The following is a 19,638-nucleotide window of genomic DNA, read 5'->3' on the forward strand; positions in this document are numbered from 1 at the left end:
CACACAATTATCTAAGCCTATTAGTAGTAAAGGAGGTAAATAAATGGAAAATCAAAAAACGAATAGAAGCGATTTTCTTAATGCAACAAACATAACAGGAATTACATCAGCTGTTAACGGCTCAAGTGGATTAGTAAAAAGTGAGTCAGTCCAGGATGATGCATCATCCGCTACTAAGATCGTCAGAACATGTTGTAGAGCATGTATTTCCAATTGTGGTGTTATTGCACATGTTAAGAATGGACGAGTAATTAAGCTTGAAGGCGATCCTGAGAACCCAATGAACAAAGGATCAATGTGCGCCAAAGGACTCTCCGGTATACAAGCTCTTTATAATCCAAATCGTAATAAGTATCCAATGCTGAGAGTTGGCAAACGAGGTGAAAATAAATGGAAGCGTATTTCTTGGGATGAAGCTATTGACATTCTTGCCAATAAGCTTATGGAAACCCGTGAAAAGTATGGGGCAGAAGCTGTAATATGCTCTACCGGAGGAGGTGGAAACCCTGAGTTTTGGAGTATCTCTAGATTTTGTAATGTATTTGGTACTCCTAACTGGTTTGAGCCTGGTTGTGCTCAATGTTATCTACCACGTACGTTAGCCAATGGCCTGATGTACGGCGGTTCGGACTACAGTATCGCCGATTCAAACTGTCTAGAAATTTACGATTCCGATGAAACACCAATCAAATGTTTAGTCATGTGGGGATCCGCTCCTTCATACTCCAGTCCTGCAATGGGCGGAGGCGCCGTTGCAGACCTTCGTGCCAATGGAGTAAAAACCGTTGTAATCGACCCTCGTATGACTCCAGATGCAGCCAAAGCTGATGTTTGGTTACCTATAAGGCCTGGAAGCGACGTGGCGCTCATGCTGGCTTGGACACGCTACATCATTGATAAAAAACTTTACGATGAAGATTTCGTCATGAAGTGGACAAATCTTCCCTATCTTGTAAACGTCAAAACCAAGATGTTATTACGTGCTAATAAAAGTAATAACCCAAAAATTCCGGATACCTTTATGGTGTGGGATACAAAAACTAACTCAGCTAAGCCGCTTGCCTATCCTTGGAATGATAACCTAACCCCTGCACTTGAAGGAACTTTCATGGTGAACGGAATTGAATGTAAAACTGGTTTTCAGCTTTTAAAGGAAAGGGTTGAACCTTATACTCTTGAAAAGGCAGCAAAAACCTGTTGGCTTGATGTAAACAAGATTGAAGAAGCTATTAATTTATACACACAAAACTCTCCTTCAGGTCTTAACCTAGGCGTTGCCACCGACCAAAGCCCTAATTCAGTACAAGCAGCCATGGCAGCAGTTAACCTAAATGCACTAATGGGTAATATTGAAAAACCAGGAACGCTTATGCAGCGTTTTGAAACAAGTGGTGCTACACCTGTTTTAACGTATATAGTCCCACCTGCCCAGAAAATGCTTCCTGAAGAACAACTAAAAAAGCGTCTGGGTGGTACCGAATACAAAGGGCTTCTTCAATGGTGGGCAGCTCAACCTTCCAGTGTTAGGGATGCAATTATTACCGGAAAACCTTATAAACCAAGAGTATGGATTGAACGATCTGGTAATAAGTTAGGTGCTGTTGCCGAGAGTGCATCATGGGTTCCTGCTCTTAAAGAAATGGATTTTATTGTACATATGTACATGTATCCTACTTCATTCTCTAACTATGCAGACCTACTCCTGCCCGCATCAGAATGGCTAGAAACAGATATGCCTGTAGAATCCTGTAATAAAATCTTTGTTAGACAAGCTGTTACCCACCTATGGGAAACCATGGATGAAACGTTGTTTTGGTCAAAGCTGGCAAAACGCTGTGCAGAACTCGGACACGAAAACTGTAAGAAATCATTTGATGAAGAATATATGGGCGCTGATCTTCCTTACTGGAATAGCATGGAAGAACTTCTTAATCGTTGTACAAGTGTTTTTGATATGACATGGGATGAATTCAAGAAAAAAGCTCCTTTTGAATTCTTGCCTAAAAATGAATGGAAACAGTACTATGTTTACAAGCAGATCGATCCAAAGACAGGTACGGCAAGAGGATTTGATACACCTTCTAAGAAAATTGAAATTTACTTGGAAAGCCTGATTACTTTAGGAAGAACAGGAATGCCTTATTCCACATATAAATTACCTCCTGCTTCAAAGGACTATGATCCACTGCCATACTACTTAGAGCCTTCTGAAAGTCCTCTTGAAGGCAGTGAACTGGCTAAAGAGTATCCTTTAGTTATGACCAATGGGCGAATTCCTTTTTATCATCATAATACATTAAGAAATGTCCCATGGCTAAGAGAGATGTACCCTGTGCCTGAAATATGGATTCACCCTACAGCTGCAAAAACTTATGGTATTTCCCATGGAGACTGGGTATGGGTAGAATCTCTAAGGGGCAAGATTAAAGCAAAAGCTAATGTAACAAAAGGCATAAATTCCGGAACCGTATACATGGAACGTTTTACCTTCCCTGAAAATTATCATACTGAGACCGAAGGATGGCGTGAAATGAACGTCAATGTACTTTCAAAATCAACTGCTCCATTTAATGATGTTGTTGGAACGTACACTTTAAGAGGCTATCTTGTAAAAATTTCAAGAGCCGATGATGGTCCGCCAAAAGGTGTCTGGACAAAACCTGAGCAGTTTAAGGCATGGCTTCCTCAGCCATCTGATCCTACGGAGGTGGTTAAGTAATGAAACAGAATATTTTGGTAATTGATGTAGATAGATGTATTGGCTGCTATGGCTGCAAGGTAGCGTGTAAAATGGAGAATGGGGTTGCTCTCGGCTCCTCAAGGAACAAATTATTGACCATAGGCCCCATAGGAACATATCCAGATATACAAATGTATTTTTTACCAGTGATGTGTCAGCAATGTGAGGATCCTGCTTGCGTCAAAGTCTGTCCTACAGGGGCATGCTATAAACGTAGTGAGGATGGTGTTATTGTTATTGACAAAGAAAAATGTATTGGTTGTAAAAGCTGTCATAGAGCCTGCCCTTACGAAATAAACAACTTCAACAACGAAATGAAGGTAATGGATAAATGTACTCTTTGCTCTCATTTAACACAAAATGGCGAAAAACCTGCATGTGTAAAAACTTGTTCCAGCAGAGCCCTATATTTCGGTGATATCAACGATCCTAATAGCGATGTATCAATAGCACTAAAAGAAGCCGGAAGTGAAAATGTATACAGTCTTCGTGATTTTGGCAATCATCCTTCTGTTCGATACATTTTGCGCCATGACAAATGGATTGATGTTATTCCACAGGAGTGTAACGAACAAGATGGGAGGAAAAGATAGGTGGATAGAAAATCGGATTCCTTGAAGCTTATGAAAAACCGTGAAAATCTATATCGCTTTTTGGTACGTCTTTATAAAATAGAAATAGATGAACCGTTACTTACACAAATGAAAGCTATGAGCTTTCCTGTAGAATGCTGCCAAACTAAACTCAGTGAAGGATACCGGATACTTAGAGAATATCTCGATAATTGCAGCAGTGATCCGATTACCGACCTAGCCAGCGACTATGCAAAAATTTTTCTTGCTGCAGGTATAGCGGATGGCTCTGCTGCCTTCCCATACGAATCAGTATATACCAGTAGGAAAAAGATTATTATGCAAGATGCTTATGATCAAGTAAAGGCGATATATGCTGCAAAAGGTCTTAAAAAAAATTATGATGAAGGATCGGAATTTTATGAAGACCATATATCTTTAGAACTAGAATTTATGGCTTTTCTATGCCATGAGACACAATACATTTTAGGCACACAGGATGAATCAAAATTTCTGTCCTGTGTAAAAGAGCAGATGGATTTTCTAAGTAAGCATCTGTTAAATTGGGTTCCTAGATTTTGTTCTGATATAGAAAAATATGCTGATACAAAATTTTATAAAGGGATTGGAAAAATCACTGATAGCTACTTGGACTTGGATTATACAATTCTAAAAAGTTTGACAGATTGAATATAAATATGTGTTGTAAAAGAATTTATAGAAAGATAGGAGGATTAATCATTGGGTTACTATGTAAGTTCGGAAAGAATGGATCAAATAATCAATGAACTAAAAAAGGAATATAAAATTTATGCTCCAAAGCGTTTTAAAAACCGCGGTTGGAAGCCTAATACCGATTTAATACGTTACGATGAAATTAATTCGGTATCAGAGATCGTTTATGATGAAAAATCCGATTTTTCACCGAAGGAAGTCTTTTATCCTATTAGTCAGACGCTTCTTTATTTTACTGAAGATAATTGTAAAGAAAGTAGTATTGACGATAGTAAAGATATCATTCTCTTTGCACGTCCCTGTGATATTAACGGCATCAAGAGATTAGACACCATTTTTCTTAAAAATGGTAATCAGGAGGATATTTATTATAAACGGCTGCGTGATAAATTAAAAATCTTTATGTTGGAATGCCGGGAAGGGTTTGATAATTGCTTCTGTGTTTCCATGGGTTCAAATCAAACTGACAATTACAGTGCAGCAGTGAGGTTCGAGCAAAATGGTTTACTAGTAGAAATCAAAAATAATGAATTCAAAAAATACTTTGACGGCGAAATTTCAAGGAACTTTACTCCTGAGTTTGTTCAAAGCAATCAAAAAAAGGTTAACTTACCAAAAATCGATAGCACCGACACTTTGAAAAAAGTGTACAGTTTGGAATTTTGGAAAGACTTCAATGATAAGTGTTTAAGCTGCGGTGCTTGCAATACAGTCTGCATGACATGCAGCTGTTTCGATACCAGGGACATCATATATAATGAAACCAGCCTTAACGGAGAGAGAAGAAGAGTCTGGTCATCCTGTATGCTTGAAGATTTCACAATTATGGCTGGTGGACATGGTGTTAGAAATACAGCTGGTGAAAGGATGAGATTTAAAACCTTACACAAGGTTTATGATTACAATTTCCGTTTTGGTGGAGATGAACATATGTGTGTGGGATGTGGACGCTGTGTTAAACGATGCCCACAAGAGATTTCATTCTCTGATACTATAAGCAAATTGAGTGAAGAAGTAGCAAAAATATCAAGTGAGAAAAAAGCATCTACGGAGGTGACTAAATAATGAAAAATATCACACTACCGTCACCACATAAAATTCTAAATATCATACATGAAACTAATGCAGAATACACCTTCAGGGTAGAGTGTAACATTGAAACCAAGCACGGCCAATTTTTTCAACTATCAATCCCCAAAGTAGGTGAAGCTCCAATATCTGTAAGTGGCAAAGGAGATGGCTGGATTGAGTTCACTATCCGAAAAGTAGGGCAACTTACTAACGGTCTTTTTGCTCTAAAACCTGGAAATATGTTGTTTATGAGGGGACCTTATGGGAACTCTTGGCCAATAGATAAATTTAAAAACAAGGATTTGATAGTAATTGCTGGCGGTACCGGCCTGGCTCCAGTTAGAACTATTTTGAACTATTTTTACGATCACCCAGATGAGATCAAATCAGTTAATGTAATTGTAGGTTTCAGAGACATCAACTGCGTTTTATTTGATTATGATCTCAAAAGATTCAAAACTAAATTCAATATGATCTGCACCTTAGATAATGATAAAGCAGAGGGATTTGAAACTGGAATGGTTACTGCACACATCAAAAAAATCCCATTTAGTAGTTTTGAAGACTACAATGTAGTTATGGTTGGACCTCCAATAATGATGCATTTTGCAGGTAAGGAGTTACTTGCAAATGGTGTTGAAGATTCTAAAATGTGGGTATCATTTGAAAGAAAAATGTCTTGTGCAGTAGGTAAATGTGGTCACTGTAAGATAAATGAAACTTACGTTTGCCTTGAAGGACCTGTTTTTAATTATACTAAAGCTAAAAACTTGCTGGACTAATGGAGGACCTGAAGACAGGTAATTTGAAGATTTTAAAATTAAAATAATTGAGTAAAAATTCATCCTTAAAAACAGGAACCTTGAATAAATATCAAAGTTCCTGTTTTCATTAAAAGCTTAAATTTTTTATTCCTGATTTTGTTATAAGAGCATCATTCAATGCACTATAAGTCCAAGTTCCCACTGTTCCGCTTGCTGGTATTCCTGCATCTGTTTGAAAAGCTATTACTGCACTTTTAGTTTGGGTTCCAAAATATCCTGTAGCACCAGAAACATTATATCCCAATTTTATTAAAGCATTCTGCAGTGCTGCTACATCACTACTTGTCATCCCTAAACTTAAAGGCAATGTAGAAATATACAAAGGCTTACTATTTACTGTAATATTAAACTGCTTTATACTATCATAGCTCTTTGTACTTAATCCATCCTTGCCATAAACTTTAACTGTGTAAGTTCCACTTACAGCAGGTGTAAATGAAAATGTGCTGGAAGTGCTGAAATTACTGGATGCCACTATCTTTCCGTTATTATATACCTCATATCTGTAGCTCATTCCAGAAGGACTTGTCCCTGTACTGTTAGCATAAAAACTTAATATAGTTCCTACATAAAAGTATCCACTTACATTTACATTTTTGATTTGAGGATTATATACATTTAAATTCAAGGTACCTTGAACATCAAAGGCCTTTTCGGATAGTGAATCCTTAAGGTATCCTATTACTTGATAGCTTCCTGCAGCTGCAGGTTTAAAGCTAAAAGTATTTGAACTTAAATAACCACTATCGGCTGCTATGCTGCTTCCATTCATAACTACAAACCTATATTGTGCACTGCCGGAACCATTTACTTCACTTATAGTATAATTCACAGTGCCTCCAATAAAGATAAAATTTTGTGTACTAGTATATGTCATAGTAGGTTGATCATACACTTTAACAGCTATAGTTTTCATGCCGTCATAATCCTTTGTTGAAAGTGAATCTTTCATATACACTGTTATATTATAATCTCCTGCACTATTTACTTTATAAGTTAAACTTGCATTTTTACTATAATCTACAGTCGTCAAAGTTGTTCCACCTAGTGAAATTACATACTTATAAAGGTAACCCCCAGAACCTGACGCAGCAGTTGTGTTTATATTAACAGTTTGTCCAGTCAAATATTGTGGTTTATTAGTAGTTAAATTGTTTATAACAGGGTTTCCATAAACTATAAAAGAAGATGTCTTTGTATCATCATAATCAGCTGTAGAATTTTGATCTTTCATATAAACTTGCGCAGTATAATTTCCTTGAGTACTTGGTACATAATCTAGTGATGAAATATTATTATAATCTTTTGTGTATACAACATTAGTTCCATTTGTTACTACATACTTATATAGATAAGTTCCACTACCAGATGTTGCCGCTGCATTAAAGGAAATAGTGTTTCCAATAAGCAAGCTATTTGTGCTTTGAGTAAAGTTATTTAAGATAGCACTTGTAATGAGATTCTGCAAATATACATTTTGGTAATAGAATTTTAAAATTTGATCATAAGTTTGTCCTGCACTAGCTCTGTTTTTAGCTCCGATCTGACTCATTCCAAGACCATGTCCATTTCCCATTCCTGAAAAAGTGTAAGCTCCGCTTACTGCATCATAAGTTACAGTATAAAGGTTACTTGGCAATCCAAGGAAAGTTCTTGTACAATCATTTGTTACAGATTTTGTTTGCACCGATCCTGCTGCATCCTTATAAATGATATTAATGTTTGACACCCTACCACTTGTAAATTTAGTTATTGAACTTAAATCTAAACTTACAAAGGTATCTGTAGAAGCTATATATTTCCTATTTACTAAAATTGCTTGTATCTGTGAATTGGTCAATACTATGTTGCCATTAGGCCAAGGTAATTTTTCAAAGGGATCTTGTACAGATCGTAAATATGGGACATAATTTCCCCATACATTTTCACTATCTTCTGAAACTCCCCCATGCCAAGCGGAATATAAGGTCTCCACTAATTTATCATTGTATAAAAGAACTTGTCCTTTAGTTTGATCCACAGCACTAATCACATTAGTAAGATTTGCATCGTAACCTTTATATGTCTGATAAGCTGGGGTATCATCAAAATCATAGCCATTAGCTGCAGCATATCCTATTCGTGATATTGCATAATTTCTTGCTGCCACTGCTTGTGCTTTTAAGGCCTCAATTGGGCAGCTATTATCCAATTCATATCCTACTACACCCTTTAGATAGCTTTCAATGTCAATCATATTAATAGGCAAAACTTTTCCATTATAAAACTTAATTGAAAAGGAGCCTAAGTACTTATTTGACACTGAACCAGACGTAAGTGTTACCAAGTTAGAGCTATTATTGGGAGTTAAAGTAATCTGACTCTGTACTACTCCATTTAGTGTGATACTTGTTCCACTTATCCCAAGATTTAAAATAGATCCAGATGAATATACTTGTCCATTTAAAGTATAATCTCCATTTAATTTAACAGCAATAGTGGTAGAGGACATGCTTAAAAGTCCTACCTTTACATTATTAAAGTAACCACTGTTTTGATAAGCATAAGCTTTTTGTGTAAAGGCAATTAAAAGCATAGCAATAAAAAAAGTAAATGTTGTAAAACTTAGGAAATATCGTTTGAACATAAACCATCCCCCCTCCAGATAATTTGGCCTTTAGTAAAGTATCGATAGAATACTTATTAAATGGACTGGAACCTGGAGGAAAAAAACGAAATCACAAGATAGTACTATGTAATTTCGTCTATTATTTATCTTAAACTGTTACTTTAAAATAGTGAATAAGTACCAAGAATTTTAACTATATTATTTTTACTAATTTTGTCAATTACTTCTTTAACACTTTTTTCTTCAGGATAATGTCCATCAATGTCAATAAAGAAATAATATTTCCCAAGTGCTTTTTTAGTTGGACGTGACATTATCGAAGTTAAATTAATATTTTTCTCAGAAAATTCATTTAAAATTTTTGATAGTGCCCCAGGTTTATTGTCTGCAGCATCCATAACAATTATTGAAGTTTTATACCGTCTATTAATATCATATTTTATAGTATCTTTTGAAAGTACAATAAACCTTGTCTCGTTCTCTTCTGAATCAGTTACATTTTCAATATTAAAAAGAAATTTATTACTAGTTCTTAGCATATGCCTTGGAATTATAGCTGCTTGTCCTAAAATACCTCTTTCTACTTTTTGAAATGATTCTCCATTACTTTCTGTAGTTATAACTTTAGCCTTAGTAACCTGTTCTAAAAAATTATAGCACTGTCCTTGAGTTTTAAATTGAACGTATATTTTCTCAATATCAGATATATCTAAAGTATTACTAACAAATGAAAACTGAATTGGAACAACAGTCTCATATATTATATTGAAATCTGTTTGTGAAAGTAAATCAAGTGTAAGTTGTACATATCCATCAAGGGTATTTTCAATAGGTATAATTCCCAATTCACATTCCTTACCAATCCCATTAAAAACTTTTGTTATAGTAGAATAAAAAGTTATTTCTGCACTTTTGTCAAATGTTTCAATGTATTTTTTTGCCGCAAGTTCACTAAAAGTACCTGCCGGACCAAGTGTAGCAATCCTATTCATTTATTTAATCCTCCAAAGTACTATTTCTTTAATTTTATCTTAATTTGTCAATGTTTCCTAATTGAATATTTTTAATATTTTCCTGTATTCTAACTACAATGCATTTTCTCATAAAACCACCCCACAAATATATCTAATATGCAAGGTACTATAAATTCTATTATCATAGTATATCATTACACGTATTTTTTGCAATTTTTAATACTATTCTCCATAACCTTTTCCATTAACTTTTGAAAAACATCGCATTCTATATCACTCAAATTTTCAGTCAATCTATGATGCCACTCATCCTTTATTTCTAATATTTGGGGGTAAATATCCATAGCTTTATCTGTAGGAAAAATATTGAATGCACGTCTATCATTTGAATTTATTGTTTTAGTAATAAATCCTTTTGTTTCAAGTTGTGATAAAACCTTTGCTACAGTGCTCTTATCTATAATTAATCTTTGAGATAATTCATCCTGTGTCTGTCCAGCATTTTCACAAATACAGACTATATACATAAATTGTCCACTAGTAATTTCTAACTTTTCAAGATTCTCTGTATAAAACATTTGTGTACGACGATGTGTCACAGAAACATATTTTGATAAATCCTTCATAAATAGTCCTCCTAATTAAGGTTTCATATGCAACTTTAATTTTAAAATAAACAAACTATTATGTCAATAAATTTCCTAATAATAGAAATGGATTAGCCTAAATATTGACACTCTATTAGTAAAGCATTATAATAATAGTTGCATATGAAACTATTATTATAAATAAAACTTCTCATTAGGAGGCATTGTTAATGTCAAAACTTAAAATAATTATAAGATATTTTATATTTATAACTGGCTTATTTTTTATGGGTTTAGGAATAAGTCTAACCACAAAATCAAATATGGGAACTTCACCCATCAACAGTGTCCCATATGTACTTTCCATGATATTTCATCTTACCCTTGGACAATTCACCTTCTTGTTGAGTATTTTATTTTTACTTACAGAGATAATTATTTTAAGAAAAGATTTTCCAAAGGAACAATTTCTTCAAGTGTTTGTAGGCCCATTCTTTGGTTTGTTCGTTGATTTAGGAATGAGCATATTTCGTTTTGTAAATCCAAATATTTATATAGAAAAAATAATCGTTTTACTTTTGGGCTGTTTTGCTCTTGCTTTAGGAGTGTATTTACAGGTTATTGCCAATGTAATTATAAATCCTGGAGAAGGTGTTGTAAAAGTTATTGCTAATAAAACAGGGAAAAAATTTGGAAACATAAAAATTATGTTTGACTCCACCCTATGCATAATTGCAATAGTGATTTCACTTTTTACTTTTGGAAAAATAAAAGCAGTACGAGAAGGGACAATAATTTGTGCCGTACTTGTAGGAAACATTACAAAAATATATAGTTTTATTTTTAAACGTTTTAAATATAAAAAGACTAAATATGAAACTGAGAGCTATGAAAGCAGTGAGAGTATATAACATTCTAACTGCTTTTAGTTTATCATAAATTTAACTCTCCTTCAAAATCATTTTTTTAACAATATAAGTTAGAAATTTATTTTTATCTACAAATTCCTAACTTATATATGATATACTATAAAAAATATTACATATTTAGGGGAGGTTCATAATGAAAAATAAAACAAAATTATTTGCAATTGGATTACTTTCAGCTGGAGCTTTAGTTCATGTTATTCATAAGGTAAGGAAAAAATCTAAATCAGAAAATATGATTATAATATCAGATGACGATTCTGATATTGATGATAAATTAAGGCTGCTTTTATCTCAGGGCAAAAAAATTAGAGCAATTAAGGAAGCTAAACATGATTTGCATCTTAATTTAAGGGATGCCAAAAAATATGTAGAACAATTATAATCCATACATTAATGTAAAAATTGAAAAAGCTCCGGATTTCCGGAGCTCCCTTTTTAATGTCATCAATACATTTAATATTTCAAAATCACTAAAATAATTAGGGGATGTTCATGTGGTAAATTTAAATAGTAAAAATATAACACAAATTTTAATTATATAGTGTATTTTTCACCTAGTTTGTAATATAATAGTAAATATGTAGGGTGAGTGGATTGCAGGAAGCTGTATACATTCACAAAACTATGTCATGCATGAAAAAACTTATATGAGCAAGTAGCTTTTAGCCGAAGTTACTTGCTATTTTCTTTTTTAGGTTTATCTACATCGACCCTAACATCATTTAAAACTTTATCTTTTGAAACACTTGTCTTGCTTTCAAAAAACATTTTAATTTTATCTTGTTTATAACAAAATACTGATAAAATACATAGACTTGATATTTCAGTTATGGAAAGCACTATAATGCACAAAAAGAAAAAGCTCATTCATATTACCTCCTCCCATTGTGTCAACCCATTATACCTGCAATCCACTCATATAGCAATTACGGGAGAAGGTAATTTACATAACATAATTTACTGCTATTGAATACATTATATCACATTAAACCATAATTATGGTAAATCAAAGAATAACAATTTGTGAATTTATTAAAATTTTAAAAACAATTAAATTATACTGAAAAAGATATGCCCAACTGGGGATTGATCTAAGTTCTATATATAATTATATGCTATTACCTATTGAATAAATTCCTATTTAATACTATCATTTTATTAATAAATCCATATCTTGACAAATATTATCAAAACCTGTGTTTACCTATTAAAGTGCAGGTTTTAAGATATATCTATTTTAAATCCTACTTATATATTTGAATAATTTCTAATAATTAGTTCACTATATTTGCACTTTTTACCAACATGCCTTTCTACTAGATTATGGCTTCTCTTAACTTCATCTATACTAAAATCTTTATATAGATCTCTTATTATAATTTTAAAAATTAGAAATCAGTTAGAAAAATTTTAAGCAAACTCTTTATTATGAGTACTTCTAGGATTATAATGAAAATAAGAAATTGCTAACTTACACAGGTTGAGATAGAATCCAATAACTTGGCAACTAAACTTTTAATTGATAAAAAAGACATACTGATTTACATAAGAAAGGAGTTTGTTTATGGAAAAAAATAAAAAGGCAAGTAAAAAAAGTTATTCTTATTTGGCTCTTGGAATAAGTTTAGGAATTCTGCTTGGGACATCATTCCATAATCTTGCTTTGGGGATAGCACTTGGCTCTGCTTTGGGTATAGCTTTAAGTGACAATAAGACAGCTTAGTATTACAACTTTATAGTGTTAATAAACTTTGGTATTATTAACAGGGAGGAAGAAAATGATGTTATTAGCAAAAAGTACTTATAAAAAATATAACCACTTTTTATCGTTAACTATATTTATATTTTTAACCTTATGGTTTGCATATCTAAAAAAAACTATAGTTTCTCAACATATTATGTATTCTTATCTTGATTCTAAAATACCTTTTGTGAAAGAATTCGTTTTAGCATATTATTTCTGGTTTGCTTATATGTCTATTGGTTTTGTATATCTTGGTTTTGTATCAAAAATAGATTTCTATAAAATGGAGCTATTTCTTTCATTAAGCATGACTATTTCCTTTATAATATTTATACTATATCCAAATTCTCAATTTCCCAGACCAAGTGTATCAGGTAAAGATATTTTTTCTCGGCTAGTTAATTTTATTTATGACCATGATGGCACAAACAATGTATTTCCAAGCATTCATGTTTGTAATTCCATTGGAGTTCATATAGGATTAATTAACTGTTATAAATTAAAAGATAAAACTTTAATTAAAAATTTATCACTTATAGCTACTCTATTGATATGTGCTTCTACAGTGTTTATAAAACAGCATTCAATTATAGATATTGTTGGAGGAGTTATTCTTGCTGCAATAATTTACATATGTATTTATCAAATACCAAAATTATTTATGTCTTCACTAAAAATAGGAAACTTAAAAATTGAAAACAAAAAATACTAATTCGATATCTATAATTTTCAGAGATAAATAATAGAGCTATCTTAGATCATAGTTCCATTATTTATCCTTCTATAATACTTTAATTTATAAATTCTACAATAATTTAAATTTTCCTGCTATATATTGCAAAAAATAAAAATAAGAAAACTAATTATTATTTTCTAAATATTTGGCATATATGATCCATAAAAAATGGAACTATATTAGACTACAGCTCCATTTCTTTGATACGATAAAGCTTATTAGTACAGCAAGCTCCTATCCTATAATTTAACTTTTTTTAACAGAATTATATTTGGATTTAGTTTTATCTTCAGGATTTATATATTCAAAGTCTCCTTGTGAATTTTTTCTTATTCCCATCTTTTCATATTGCTTATCTTTAACTTTACGCTTATTAACCATTAATATCACCTCTAGCTTATTATCTATAACAATAAGCCATTATATTCAACGTAACTTTTATATTCTTTTCATTCCATTTTTATCAAACAATTTTCTTAAATGAATTTCTGTAAGAGGAATCGAAGCTAAAAGTAAAATTACAGATATCTTAGATGAAACTGCTGAAGCAATATAAATATTATTTTTATATACAAAACTACATATTACCCCTATTATTAAAGATGCAACACCAGCATATATCATTATAATACTTGAAAATCTATTTCCTTCATCCCAGGTATCATTATTTTTCATAGAAAAAGGTGTTCTGTATCCCATGATCCCATTTATATGTTCTGGAGGCCATAATTTAAATATAATTCCTATAATAAGTACAATCATTCCTATTAAATAATTTTGAATTGACATAATAAACTCCCCCTATCCACATTAATATAAGAAATTATACCATCAAATATAAAAAAATAAAGTTTATTTTTTATATCAGTGTAACATAACTATTCCATAAATCTCTCATATCCTTAAAATACTTGTCTTTGGTAATATAATATATTGTGTCAAGCTGCTTTACATGTACAGAATGATAGTATCCTGCACTATTGGGTTTGGAATTGTTTGTTATATAGTACAAATCATAACTCGTAAAACCTCCAATATCGTAGTAAGGCAAAATACATTTAAGGCTGTCAATCCCCTTATTGAAATACTCATAAGCAATATTAGAATAGTACTTGTTTTGAGTTTCTTTAACGTGCCACCAATCATATAATCCCATTAAAGTGAAAATATATCCATTTAATGTATAGGAACTAGTAGTATTTACATATTCCTGAAAAAATACCTTGTTTCCTAAATTCGGGTCCAATGCCTCCAGTGTATCCATTACACCTCCTTCTGAAACAGGTGTAATGAGATACTTTAAAGCCTTATTTCCAGCTTCTATATATTTTTTATCTCCTGTTATTTTAAACGCCCTTTCAAATACACTTAAAGCCTGACCTTGTGCCATACTCGATGTCCATCCCGGTTTCAAGTCCTCATAATGATTGTATGCAAAATTATATTTTAGAGCACCTTTTTTATCCATGTAATTAACTAAAAAATCAGCACAGTTTAAAAAACTCTTTTTTGTATCATTTCCATTTATATATTTGCCATACATAGACAATGCATATAATTCTACTGATACAGGATTATAATAAAACTTACCACTATATTTACGCATAGGTATATTATTTGAATCAAACTTAAAATCAGCACAGTTTTCATCATTATTCTTTTCACAATCAAAATAGCACTTATAAGGACTATAATAATGACTTAATTCAACTGAATATCCCTTTAACTTATACTCCTCTTTTGATTTAGACACTAGTTGAATAAAATTTGGACAATATCTATATTTTGTGGAAATTGGTTTTTTTACCTCAGCTAGTTTCTTATAGACAAGTACTTCATTTTTAATATGCCTTGGTGCCTCACTCTTTAGTATTGAATTATATCCTTTAATGGCAGATTGAAATTTCCCCAAAGCTTGATATTTCTTACTTGTAGAAAGTATTTCATTAAACGTAACTTTTCTATTTTTATTATTCAAACGTACTGAGGCATACCCTATATTGCTGCTAGAAATAATTATAATACTAAAAATTAGCAATATTCCTTTTACAAATTTCATCAGTTTTCTCCTTTTTTAATCAAAATTCTTACTATTAGTATTATTTTTCAAATGTATAGTTTTTATTAAAAATTTGCATATGAAATAAACCTCACTTTGTATAAATTCATATAGTTAAAAATTTATACAAATGAGGTTTTTATATAGAAACTCCATGCTAATAAGTTCTATGTTGTAATTCTATTCTTTGTGTCAATAAATAATTTGGATTAGAAACAATTAGTATATACGTTTATATCCATATCATTTTCTTGAATTTTTGCAAGCTGTGCCATTATTCTTACAAAATGAGGTGACTTCATGTGTCTAGTCAAACCATCTTCATCCTTCCATTCTTCTATAAAAGTTAGAATTTGTTTATTACTAATATCTTCATATAAATTATAAGATATATTAGCTTCTTCTTTTAAACTTTCTGTAATCAATTCAGAAGAAAGTTTCTTGAATTTTTCTGTTTCACCTACTTTAACACAAGCTTTTGCTACAACTTTAAGCATACTATGTCACACCTTTCCTTAAATTATGAACATTATATCATATAAATATCAAAATAAGAACATTCATGGTACACTCTTTTCTTAAAATATATACTCCATATTCTAATGTTTTTTATTAATTATTGTCTCAATCCAGTTAAAAATACGTTCACCTGCAATTAACTTAGCTCCAACCTGGCAGTGTTCTTCAGCACCTTCTTCTTTAGTAAAAAGCATAAAATCCTTTTTACACTTGAGATCATCATAGAGAAGTTTAGCTTGTCCTTTAAAGTATCCTTCATTTTCAGTATCAATAACAAGTGTAGGGCAATCAATTTTTTCTGCTATTCCTTTAAGGTAATAATTTTCTGTTTTTAGGAAGCACTCAGCAGGCGTCTTTGCATCAAATACATACATTGCATTTGAAATTGACCACTTAATCGCTGAACTTTTTTTCATCTCTTCATACATACTGTTATTAACTTCTTCTGGATTATTACGCACATATTCGAAAAAACCTTCCCTTGAAAAATTAGAAGGTCTCCTGAACCCCATGAAATCATATACCCCTCCATTAGCAATGCAGGCTGCTATACGTTTTTCATATACTGCCGCTCTTGGAGCAAGATATCCTCCAAAACTTTCTCCCATAAGCACAATACGATTTGAATCTATCTCTTTTCTTGAAATTAGATAATCTATTACAGGTGTTACAACTTTTTCATAATCATATCTAAAGAATAAATGCTGCTTTCTCACAGCTTCTCCCTGTCCAGGACCTTCAAAGGTAAAAAAGTTCATACCCCTTGCTAAGGCTGACATTGCCATTCCATAAAATTCTTCTTTAGTTCCATCAAATCCATTCACAAGAACTAAAACAGGTCTTTTTTCATCTCCTTCATGATAAAAATGTCCTGGAAGTGTTGTATTTTCGTATGGTATTTTAACAGCTTCTATAATAGGTTTATTTAATTTCATAACTTTGGAAAAACATTTAATACCTGCATCATAAAGTTCATTTATTCTTGAATCATTTGGATTCTCATGCAAATAAAATTCAGCTGTCCTATAATAGTTAGAAGCTCTGAGATATGCCCCTTTTGCACTAACCAAATGGCCTTCCAAATAACATTTGTCTGCAAATGCATGAATTCTCTTTGCAAGCTTAGTCCATTCTGCGCACCAGCTTTCAAAATCTCCTTCTAATATCTTGTTTGCAGTTGAAATTACTTCTCCTATATCAGAAGTTCCAGAAGCAGCTCCTCCAAGAAGCCTCAGTACCTGAAATGAAAATTGCTCATCTTTAAAAATTACCTTCATAATTAATTTTCTCCCTTCACTAATTGGTGAATATTGGGTATATTTAAAATTCCTTTATGTACTCCTAATATTCTTTCAGCTATATCTTCAGCAGCTTTAGCCTTTATTTTTAAATCTTCAAGATTTGTATGGAAAATTCCAGGATCAAACATAAATCCAGTAGCTACTAGCATATACTCTGCAGCTTCTTTTGGATACTTAGTATTAAATGCTCCCTCAATTACTCCCTGTTCTATAATTGAAGCATAAACAGGTATTAGTTTATTTATAGAATTTATAATAAATTTTTGGTGAACCCCAGCATTTTTTTCAGTATGAAGCTCTAAAAACAAATCATCTTGCCTTCTATTTAAGTCAAATTCAATTTTTGCAATTAAATTGAACTTTTGAATTGCATTTAGATCTTCTCGTTTTTTAATGTCAATAATTTTTCCAACTCTTTCTTCTGATAAATTTTCAAGTACTGCAAGAAAAACATCCTCTTTGGACTTATAGTAAATATAAAATGTACCTTGAGCTATACCTGCTAATTTTACAATGTCACTTATTACTGTCTTTTCATAACCTTTTTCTCTAAACAACACTTGTGCTGCTTTTAATATATCTTTTTTCCTCTGTTCTGGTTCTTTAGCTGTTCTGCTCATTTTTTCCTCCTCATGTTGAATGACATCATTCATTAAATATATAATACCATAATGAATGATGTCATTCAACAAAAAAGTTATATTTAACTACCCTACGTTAAATATAGAGCAGTTAAATATAACTTTAATTTAAAATGTGCCTCCCTTTAAAACATTCATTAATTGTAATAAGTCTGTTTCATTAGCACCTTGTTTTTTTACCTTATGGTCGATAGACATATGAATTTTACCTGATAGAGCGGATAAGCAATATTGTGTTGCATCATCCCCTGTTAAATTTTTCGACAATTTTTGCTTTTCCATTTTATCAATAGGAATTTTACTTATTAAATGCTTATTATTACTTTCATCTACTACATATGTACAATAATATTTTCCTACTTTTTCTGATATAACTTGTTTACTTTTTTTTGATTTCTTTGTATCATTGCTGCTCTCTTTACTATCTGTTACTGCAGGATAAGCATAAGAATTACCACCAGAAATACTATTTACAGATAAACTCATCTTTATACCTCCTTAATGGAATTTTTATTATATATTGTATATTATAACATATTATTTTCTAACCTTGAAGAACAATGCCTTTGAGAAATTCTATATATCTTATTTACATAATAATTTCTTTTCATCTGCTTTAAACGGAAGGTATAAGTGTTAATAATGGGACCGTACAATATCTGCTACTTTAGAACCCTGGTTTTAGCTATCATTTTCTTATATGTATTGATTTTTTTCTCAAGATGCAGTATATTATCTTCTATTTTACTTCTTTCAAAAGTTAACCTGTCCATTTGCTCTTCTAATAATTTTAATCGCTCTTCCAGTGTTTTGTCTCCTTCATATCTCAATTTAGAATAATATTGTATATCTTTAATTGGCATATTTGTCTCTTTTAGACGAATTATGAACTTTAACCACTCTACATCTTTTTCACTATATATTCTTCTGTTAATCTTGTTTCTCTCAGGATAAATTAAACCAAGTTTCTCGTAATACCTCAATGTGTCAATACTTAAACCAATCTTTTTAGAAAACTCTCCAATATAATAATTCAATTTGATTCCCCCTATTGACATGGAGTTAACTCCATCATATATGATAATACTATCATGAAATTAGGAGGTATTTCAATTATGGAAAATAGATATGAAAAAGGAGTAAATAAGCTTAAGGAAGTTGATGGAACAGGGGGAACAGAAGTAGTAGAATCTCTTAAAGATATTGCTCCAGACTTAGGAAAATACATTATTGAATTTGCTTTTGGAGATATTTATACCAGACCAACATTTGACTTAAAACAGAGAGAACTTGTTACCTTATCTGCACTAACTACATTAGGTGGATGTGACAAACAACTAAAAGTTCATATTAATGGTGCCTTAAATGTTGGAATAACAAAAAAAGAAATTATAGAAGTTTTTCTACAGTGCATCCCTTATGTTGGTTTTCCAAGAGTCCTAAATGCCGTTTCAGTTGCAAAAGATATTTTCTTAAATAACTAATAAATAAGAGCTTAAGTCCTTACAAATAAGGATTTTAAGCTCTCATTAATTTCTAAATTAGTTTCTCTTATCATGATAAAAATAACTACCTATTTCAGCAATAACCATAATTAT

The 19,638-nt window shown here is 31.6% G+C and carries 22 protein-coding genes; 10 read left to right on the forward strand and 12 right to left on the reverse strand.

Annotation, left to right across the window (positions count from 1 at the left end):
* Window positions 1-43: 43 nt before the first annotated feature.
* The 5 genes from CLAU_RS02885 to asrB are packed head-to-tail and all read left to right on the forward strand — an operon-like array spanning window position 44 to window position 5,900.
* On the forward strand, window positions 44-2,719 hold the full coding sequence (locus CLAU_RS02885; RefSeq protein ID WP_023161898.1) for a molybdopterin-containing oxidoreductase family protein: 2,676 nt from the start codon (window positions 44-46) through the stop codon (window positions 2,717-2,719).
* Window positions 2,719-3,333 (forward strand): 4Fe-4S dicluster domain-containing protein, encoded by a 615-nt coding sequence (locus tag CLAU_RS02890; RefSeq protein WP_013239193.1) that lies wholly within the window; start codon window positions 2,719-2,721, stop codon window positions 3,331-3,333. Before CLAU_RS02885 ends, CLAU_RS02890 begins: the two co-directional genes overlap by 1 nt.
* Complete coding sequence (locus CLAU_RS02895) at window positions 3,334-4,002, forward strand: TorD/DmsD family molecular chaperone (protein WP_023161899.1); 669 nt, start codon at window positions 3,334-3,336, stop codon at window positions 4,000-4,002. It abuts the gene before it with no gap.
* A gap of 51 nt (window positions 4,003-4,053) precedes the next feature.
* Window positions 4,054-5,112 carry an anaerobic sulfite reductase subunit AsrA gene (gene asrA, locus CLAU_RS02900; RefSeq protein WP_023161900.1) on the forward strand — a complete coding sequence of 353 codons (1,059 nt, stop codon included), beginning with the start codon at window positions 4,054-4,056 and terminating at the stop codon, window positions 5,110-5,112.
* Complete coding sequence (gene asrB / locus CLAU_RS02905; RefSeq protein WP_013239196.1) at window positions 5,112-5,900, forward strand: anaerobic sulfite reductase subunit AsrB; 789 nt, start codon at window positions 5,112-5,114, stop codon at window positions 5,898-5,900. Before asrA ends, asrB begins: the two co-directional genes overlap by 1 nt.
* A gap of 109 nt (window positions 5,901-6,009) precedes the next feature.
* On the opposite strand, the gene CLAU_RS02910 is transcribed toward asrB, so the two are convergent.
* The 3 genes from CLAU_RS02910 to CLAU_RS02920 form a co-directional block, all read right to left on the reverse strand.
* A complete protein-coding gene (locus CLAU_RS02910; protein ID WP_013239197.1) occupies window positions 6,010-8,568 on the reverse strand; it encodes a SpoIID/LytB domain-containing protein in 2,559 nt (852 codons plus the stop codon).
* Window positions 8,569-8,711: 143 nt separating this feature from the next.
* Window positions 8,712-9,542, reverse strand: coding sequence for a prephenate dehydratase (locus tag CLAU_RS02915; protein WP_013239198.1), 831 nt, complete (start codon window positions 9,540-9,542; stop codon window positions 8,712-8,714).
* Window positions 9,543-9,718: 176 nt separating this feature from the next.
* Window positions 9,719-10,150: a MarR family winged helix-turn-helix transcriptional regulator gene (locus CLAU_RS02920; protein WP_013239199.1), complete on the reverse strand. Its 432-nt coding sequence runs from the start codon at window positions 10,148-10,150 to the stop codon at window positions 9,719-9,721.
* A 191-nt stretch (window positions 10,151-10,341) separates the two neighbouring features.
* On the opposite strand from CLAU_RS02920, the gene CLAU_RS02925 reads away from it, so the two are divergent.
* Window positions 10,342-11,022: a YczE/YyaS/YitT family protein gene (locus tag CLAU_RS02925; protein ID WP_013239200.1), complete on the forward strand. Its 681-nt coding sequence runs from the start codon at window positions 10,342-10,344 to the stop codon at window positions 11,020-11,022.
* A 151-nt stretch (window positions 11,023-11,173) separates the two neighbouring features.
* Complete coding sequence (locus tag CLAU_RS02930; protein WP_013239201.1) at window positions 11,174-11,422, forward strand: hypothetical protein; 249 nt, start codon at window positions 11,174-11,176, stop codon at window positions 11,420-11,422.
* A 290-nt stretch (window positions 11,423-11,712) separates the two neighbouring features.
* Here CLAU_RS02930 and CLAU_RS02935 read toward each other — a convergent pair whose 3' ends face one another.
* Window positions 11,713-11,907, reverse strand: a complete 195-nt coding sequence (locus tag CLAU_RS02935) for a hypothetical protein (protein WP_013239202.1) — start codon at window positions 11,905-11,907, stop codon at window positions 11,713-11,715.
* A gap of 697 nt (window positions 11,908-12,604) precedes the next feature.
* Here CLAU_RS02935 and CLAU_RS20815 point away from each other — a divergent pair.
* Together CLAU_RS20815 and CLAU_RS02940 are read left to right on the forward strand one after the other, a co-directional pair.
* A complete protein-coding gene (locus CLAU_RS20815; RefSeq protein WP_023161901.1) occupies window positions 12,605-12,763 on the forward strand; it encodes a glycine zipper domain-containing protein in 159 nt (52 codons plus the stop codon).
* Window positions 12,764-12,818: 55 nt separating this feature from the next.
* Window positions 12,819-13,496, forward strand: a complete 678-nt coding sequence (locus CLAU_RS02940; RefSeq protein WP_013239203.1) for a phosphatase PAP2 family protein — start codon at window positions 12,819-12,821, stop codon at window positions 13,494-13,496.
* 270 nt (window positions 13,497-13,766) lie between these two features.
* Here CLAU_RS02940 and CLAU_RS21305 read toward each other — a convergent pair whose 3' ends face one another.
* The 8 genes from CLAU_RS21305 to CLAU_RS02975 all read right to left on the reverse strand — a co-directional run bounded on the left by CLAU_RS21305 (window position 13,767) and on the right by CLAU_RS02975 (window position 19,077).
* Window positions 13,767-13,901: a hypothetical protein gene (locus tag CLAU_RS21305; protein ID WP_023161902.1), complete on the reverse strand. Its 135-nt coding sequence runs from the start codon at window positions 13,899-13,901 to the stop codon at window positions 13,767-13,769.
* A gap of 57 nt (window positions 13,902-13,958) precedes the next feature.
* A complete protein-coding gene (locus tag CLAU_RS02945) occupies window positions 13,959-14,309 on the reverse strand; it encodes an SdpI family protein (protein WP_023161903.1) in 351 nt (116 codons plus the stop codon).
* 70 nt (window positions 14,310-14,379) lie between these two features.
* Window positions 14,380-15,579 carry a D-glucuronyl C5-epimerase family protein gene (locus CLAU_RS02950; protein WP_023161904.1) on the reverse strand — a complete coding sequence of 400 codons (1,200 nt, stop codon included), beginning with the start codon at window positions 15,577-15,579 and terminating at the stop codon, window positions 14,380-14,382.
* Between the two features lie 209 nt (window positions 15,580-15,788).
* Window positions 15,789-16,076 carry a putative quinol monooxygenase gene (locus CLAU_RS02955; protein ID WP_023161905.1) on the reverse strand — a complete coding sequence of 96 codons (288 nt, stop codon included), beginning with the start codon at window positions 16,074-16,076 and terminating at the stop codon, window positions 15,789-15,791.
* A 102-nt stretch (window positions 16,077-16,178) separates the two neighbouring features.
* Window positions 16,179-17,375 carry an alpha/beta hydrolase family protein gene (locus CLAU_RS02960; protein ID WP_023161906.1) on the reverse strand — a complete coding sequence of 399 codons (1,197 nt, stop codon included), beginning with the start codon at window positions 17,373-17,375 and terminating at the stop codon, window positions 16,179-16,181.
* Between the two features lie 2 nt (window positions 17,376-17,377).
* The gene (locus tag CLAU_RS02965; protein WP_023161907.1) at window positions 17,378-18,019 is read right to left on the reverse strand and encodes a TetR/AcrR family transcriptional regulator; all 642 of its coding nucleotides are present in this window, start codon (window positions 18,017-18,019) and stop codon (window positions 17,378-17,380) included.
* 129 nt (window positions 18,020-18,148) lie between these two features.
* Window positions 18,149-18,526, reverse strand: coding sequence for a hypothetical protein (locus tag CLAU_RS02970; protein ID WP_013239211.1), 378 nt, complete (start codon window positions 18,524-18,526; stop codon window positions 18,149-18,151).
* A gap of 176 nt (window positions 18,527-18,702) precedes the next feature.
* Window positions 18,703-19,077, reverse strand: a complete 375-nt coding sequence (locus CLAU_RS02975) for a MerR family transcriptional regulator (protein ID WP_029170000.1) — start codon at window positions 19,075-19,077, stop codon at window positions 18,703-18,705.
* A gap of 78 nt (window positions 19,078-19,155) precedes the next feature.
* Here CLAU_RS02975 and CLAU_RS02980 point away from each other — a divergent pair, with 78 nt between their 5' ends.
* On the forward strand, window positions 19,156-19,524 hold the full coding sequence (locus CLAU_RS02980; protein WP_013239213.1) for a carboxymuconolactone decarboxylase family protein: 369 nt from the start codon (window positions 19,156-19,158) through the stop codon (window positions 19,522-19,524).
* Window positions 19,525-19,638: the final 114 nt, after the last annotated feature.

The sequence above is a fragment of the Clostridium autoethanogenum DSM 10061 genome, assembly GCF_001484725.1.
In the GTDB taxonomy this organism is placed as follows: Bacteria; Bacillota; Clostridia; order Clostridiales; family Clostridiaceae; genus Clostridium_B; species Clostridium_B ljungdahlii.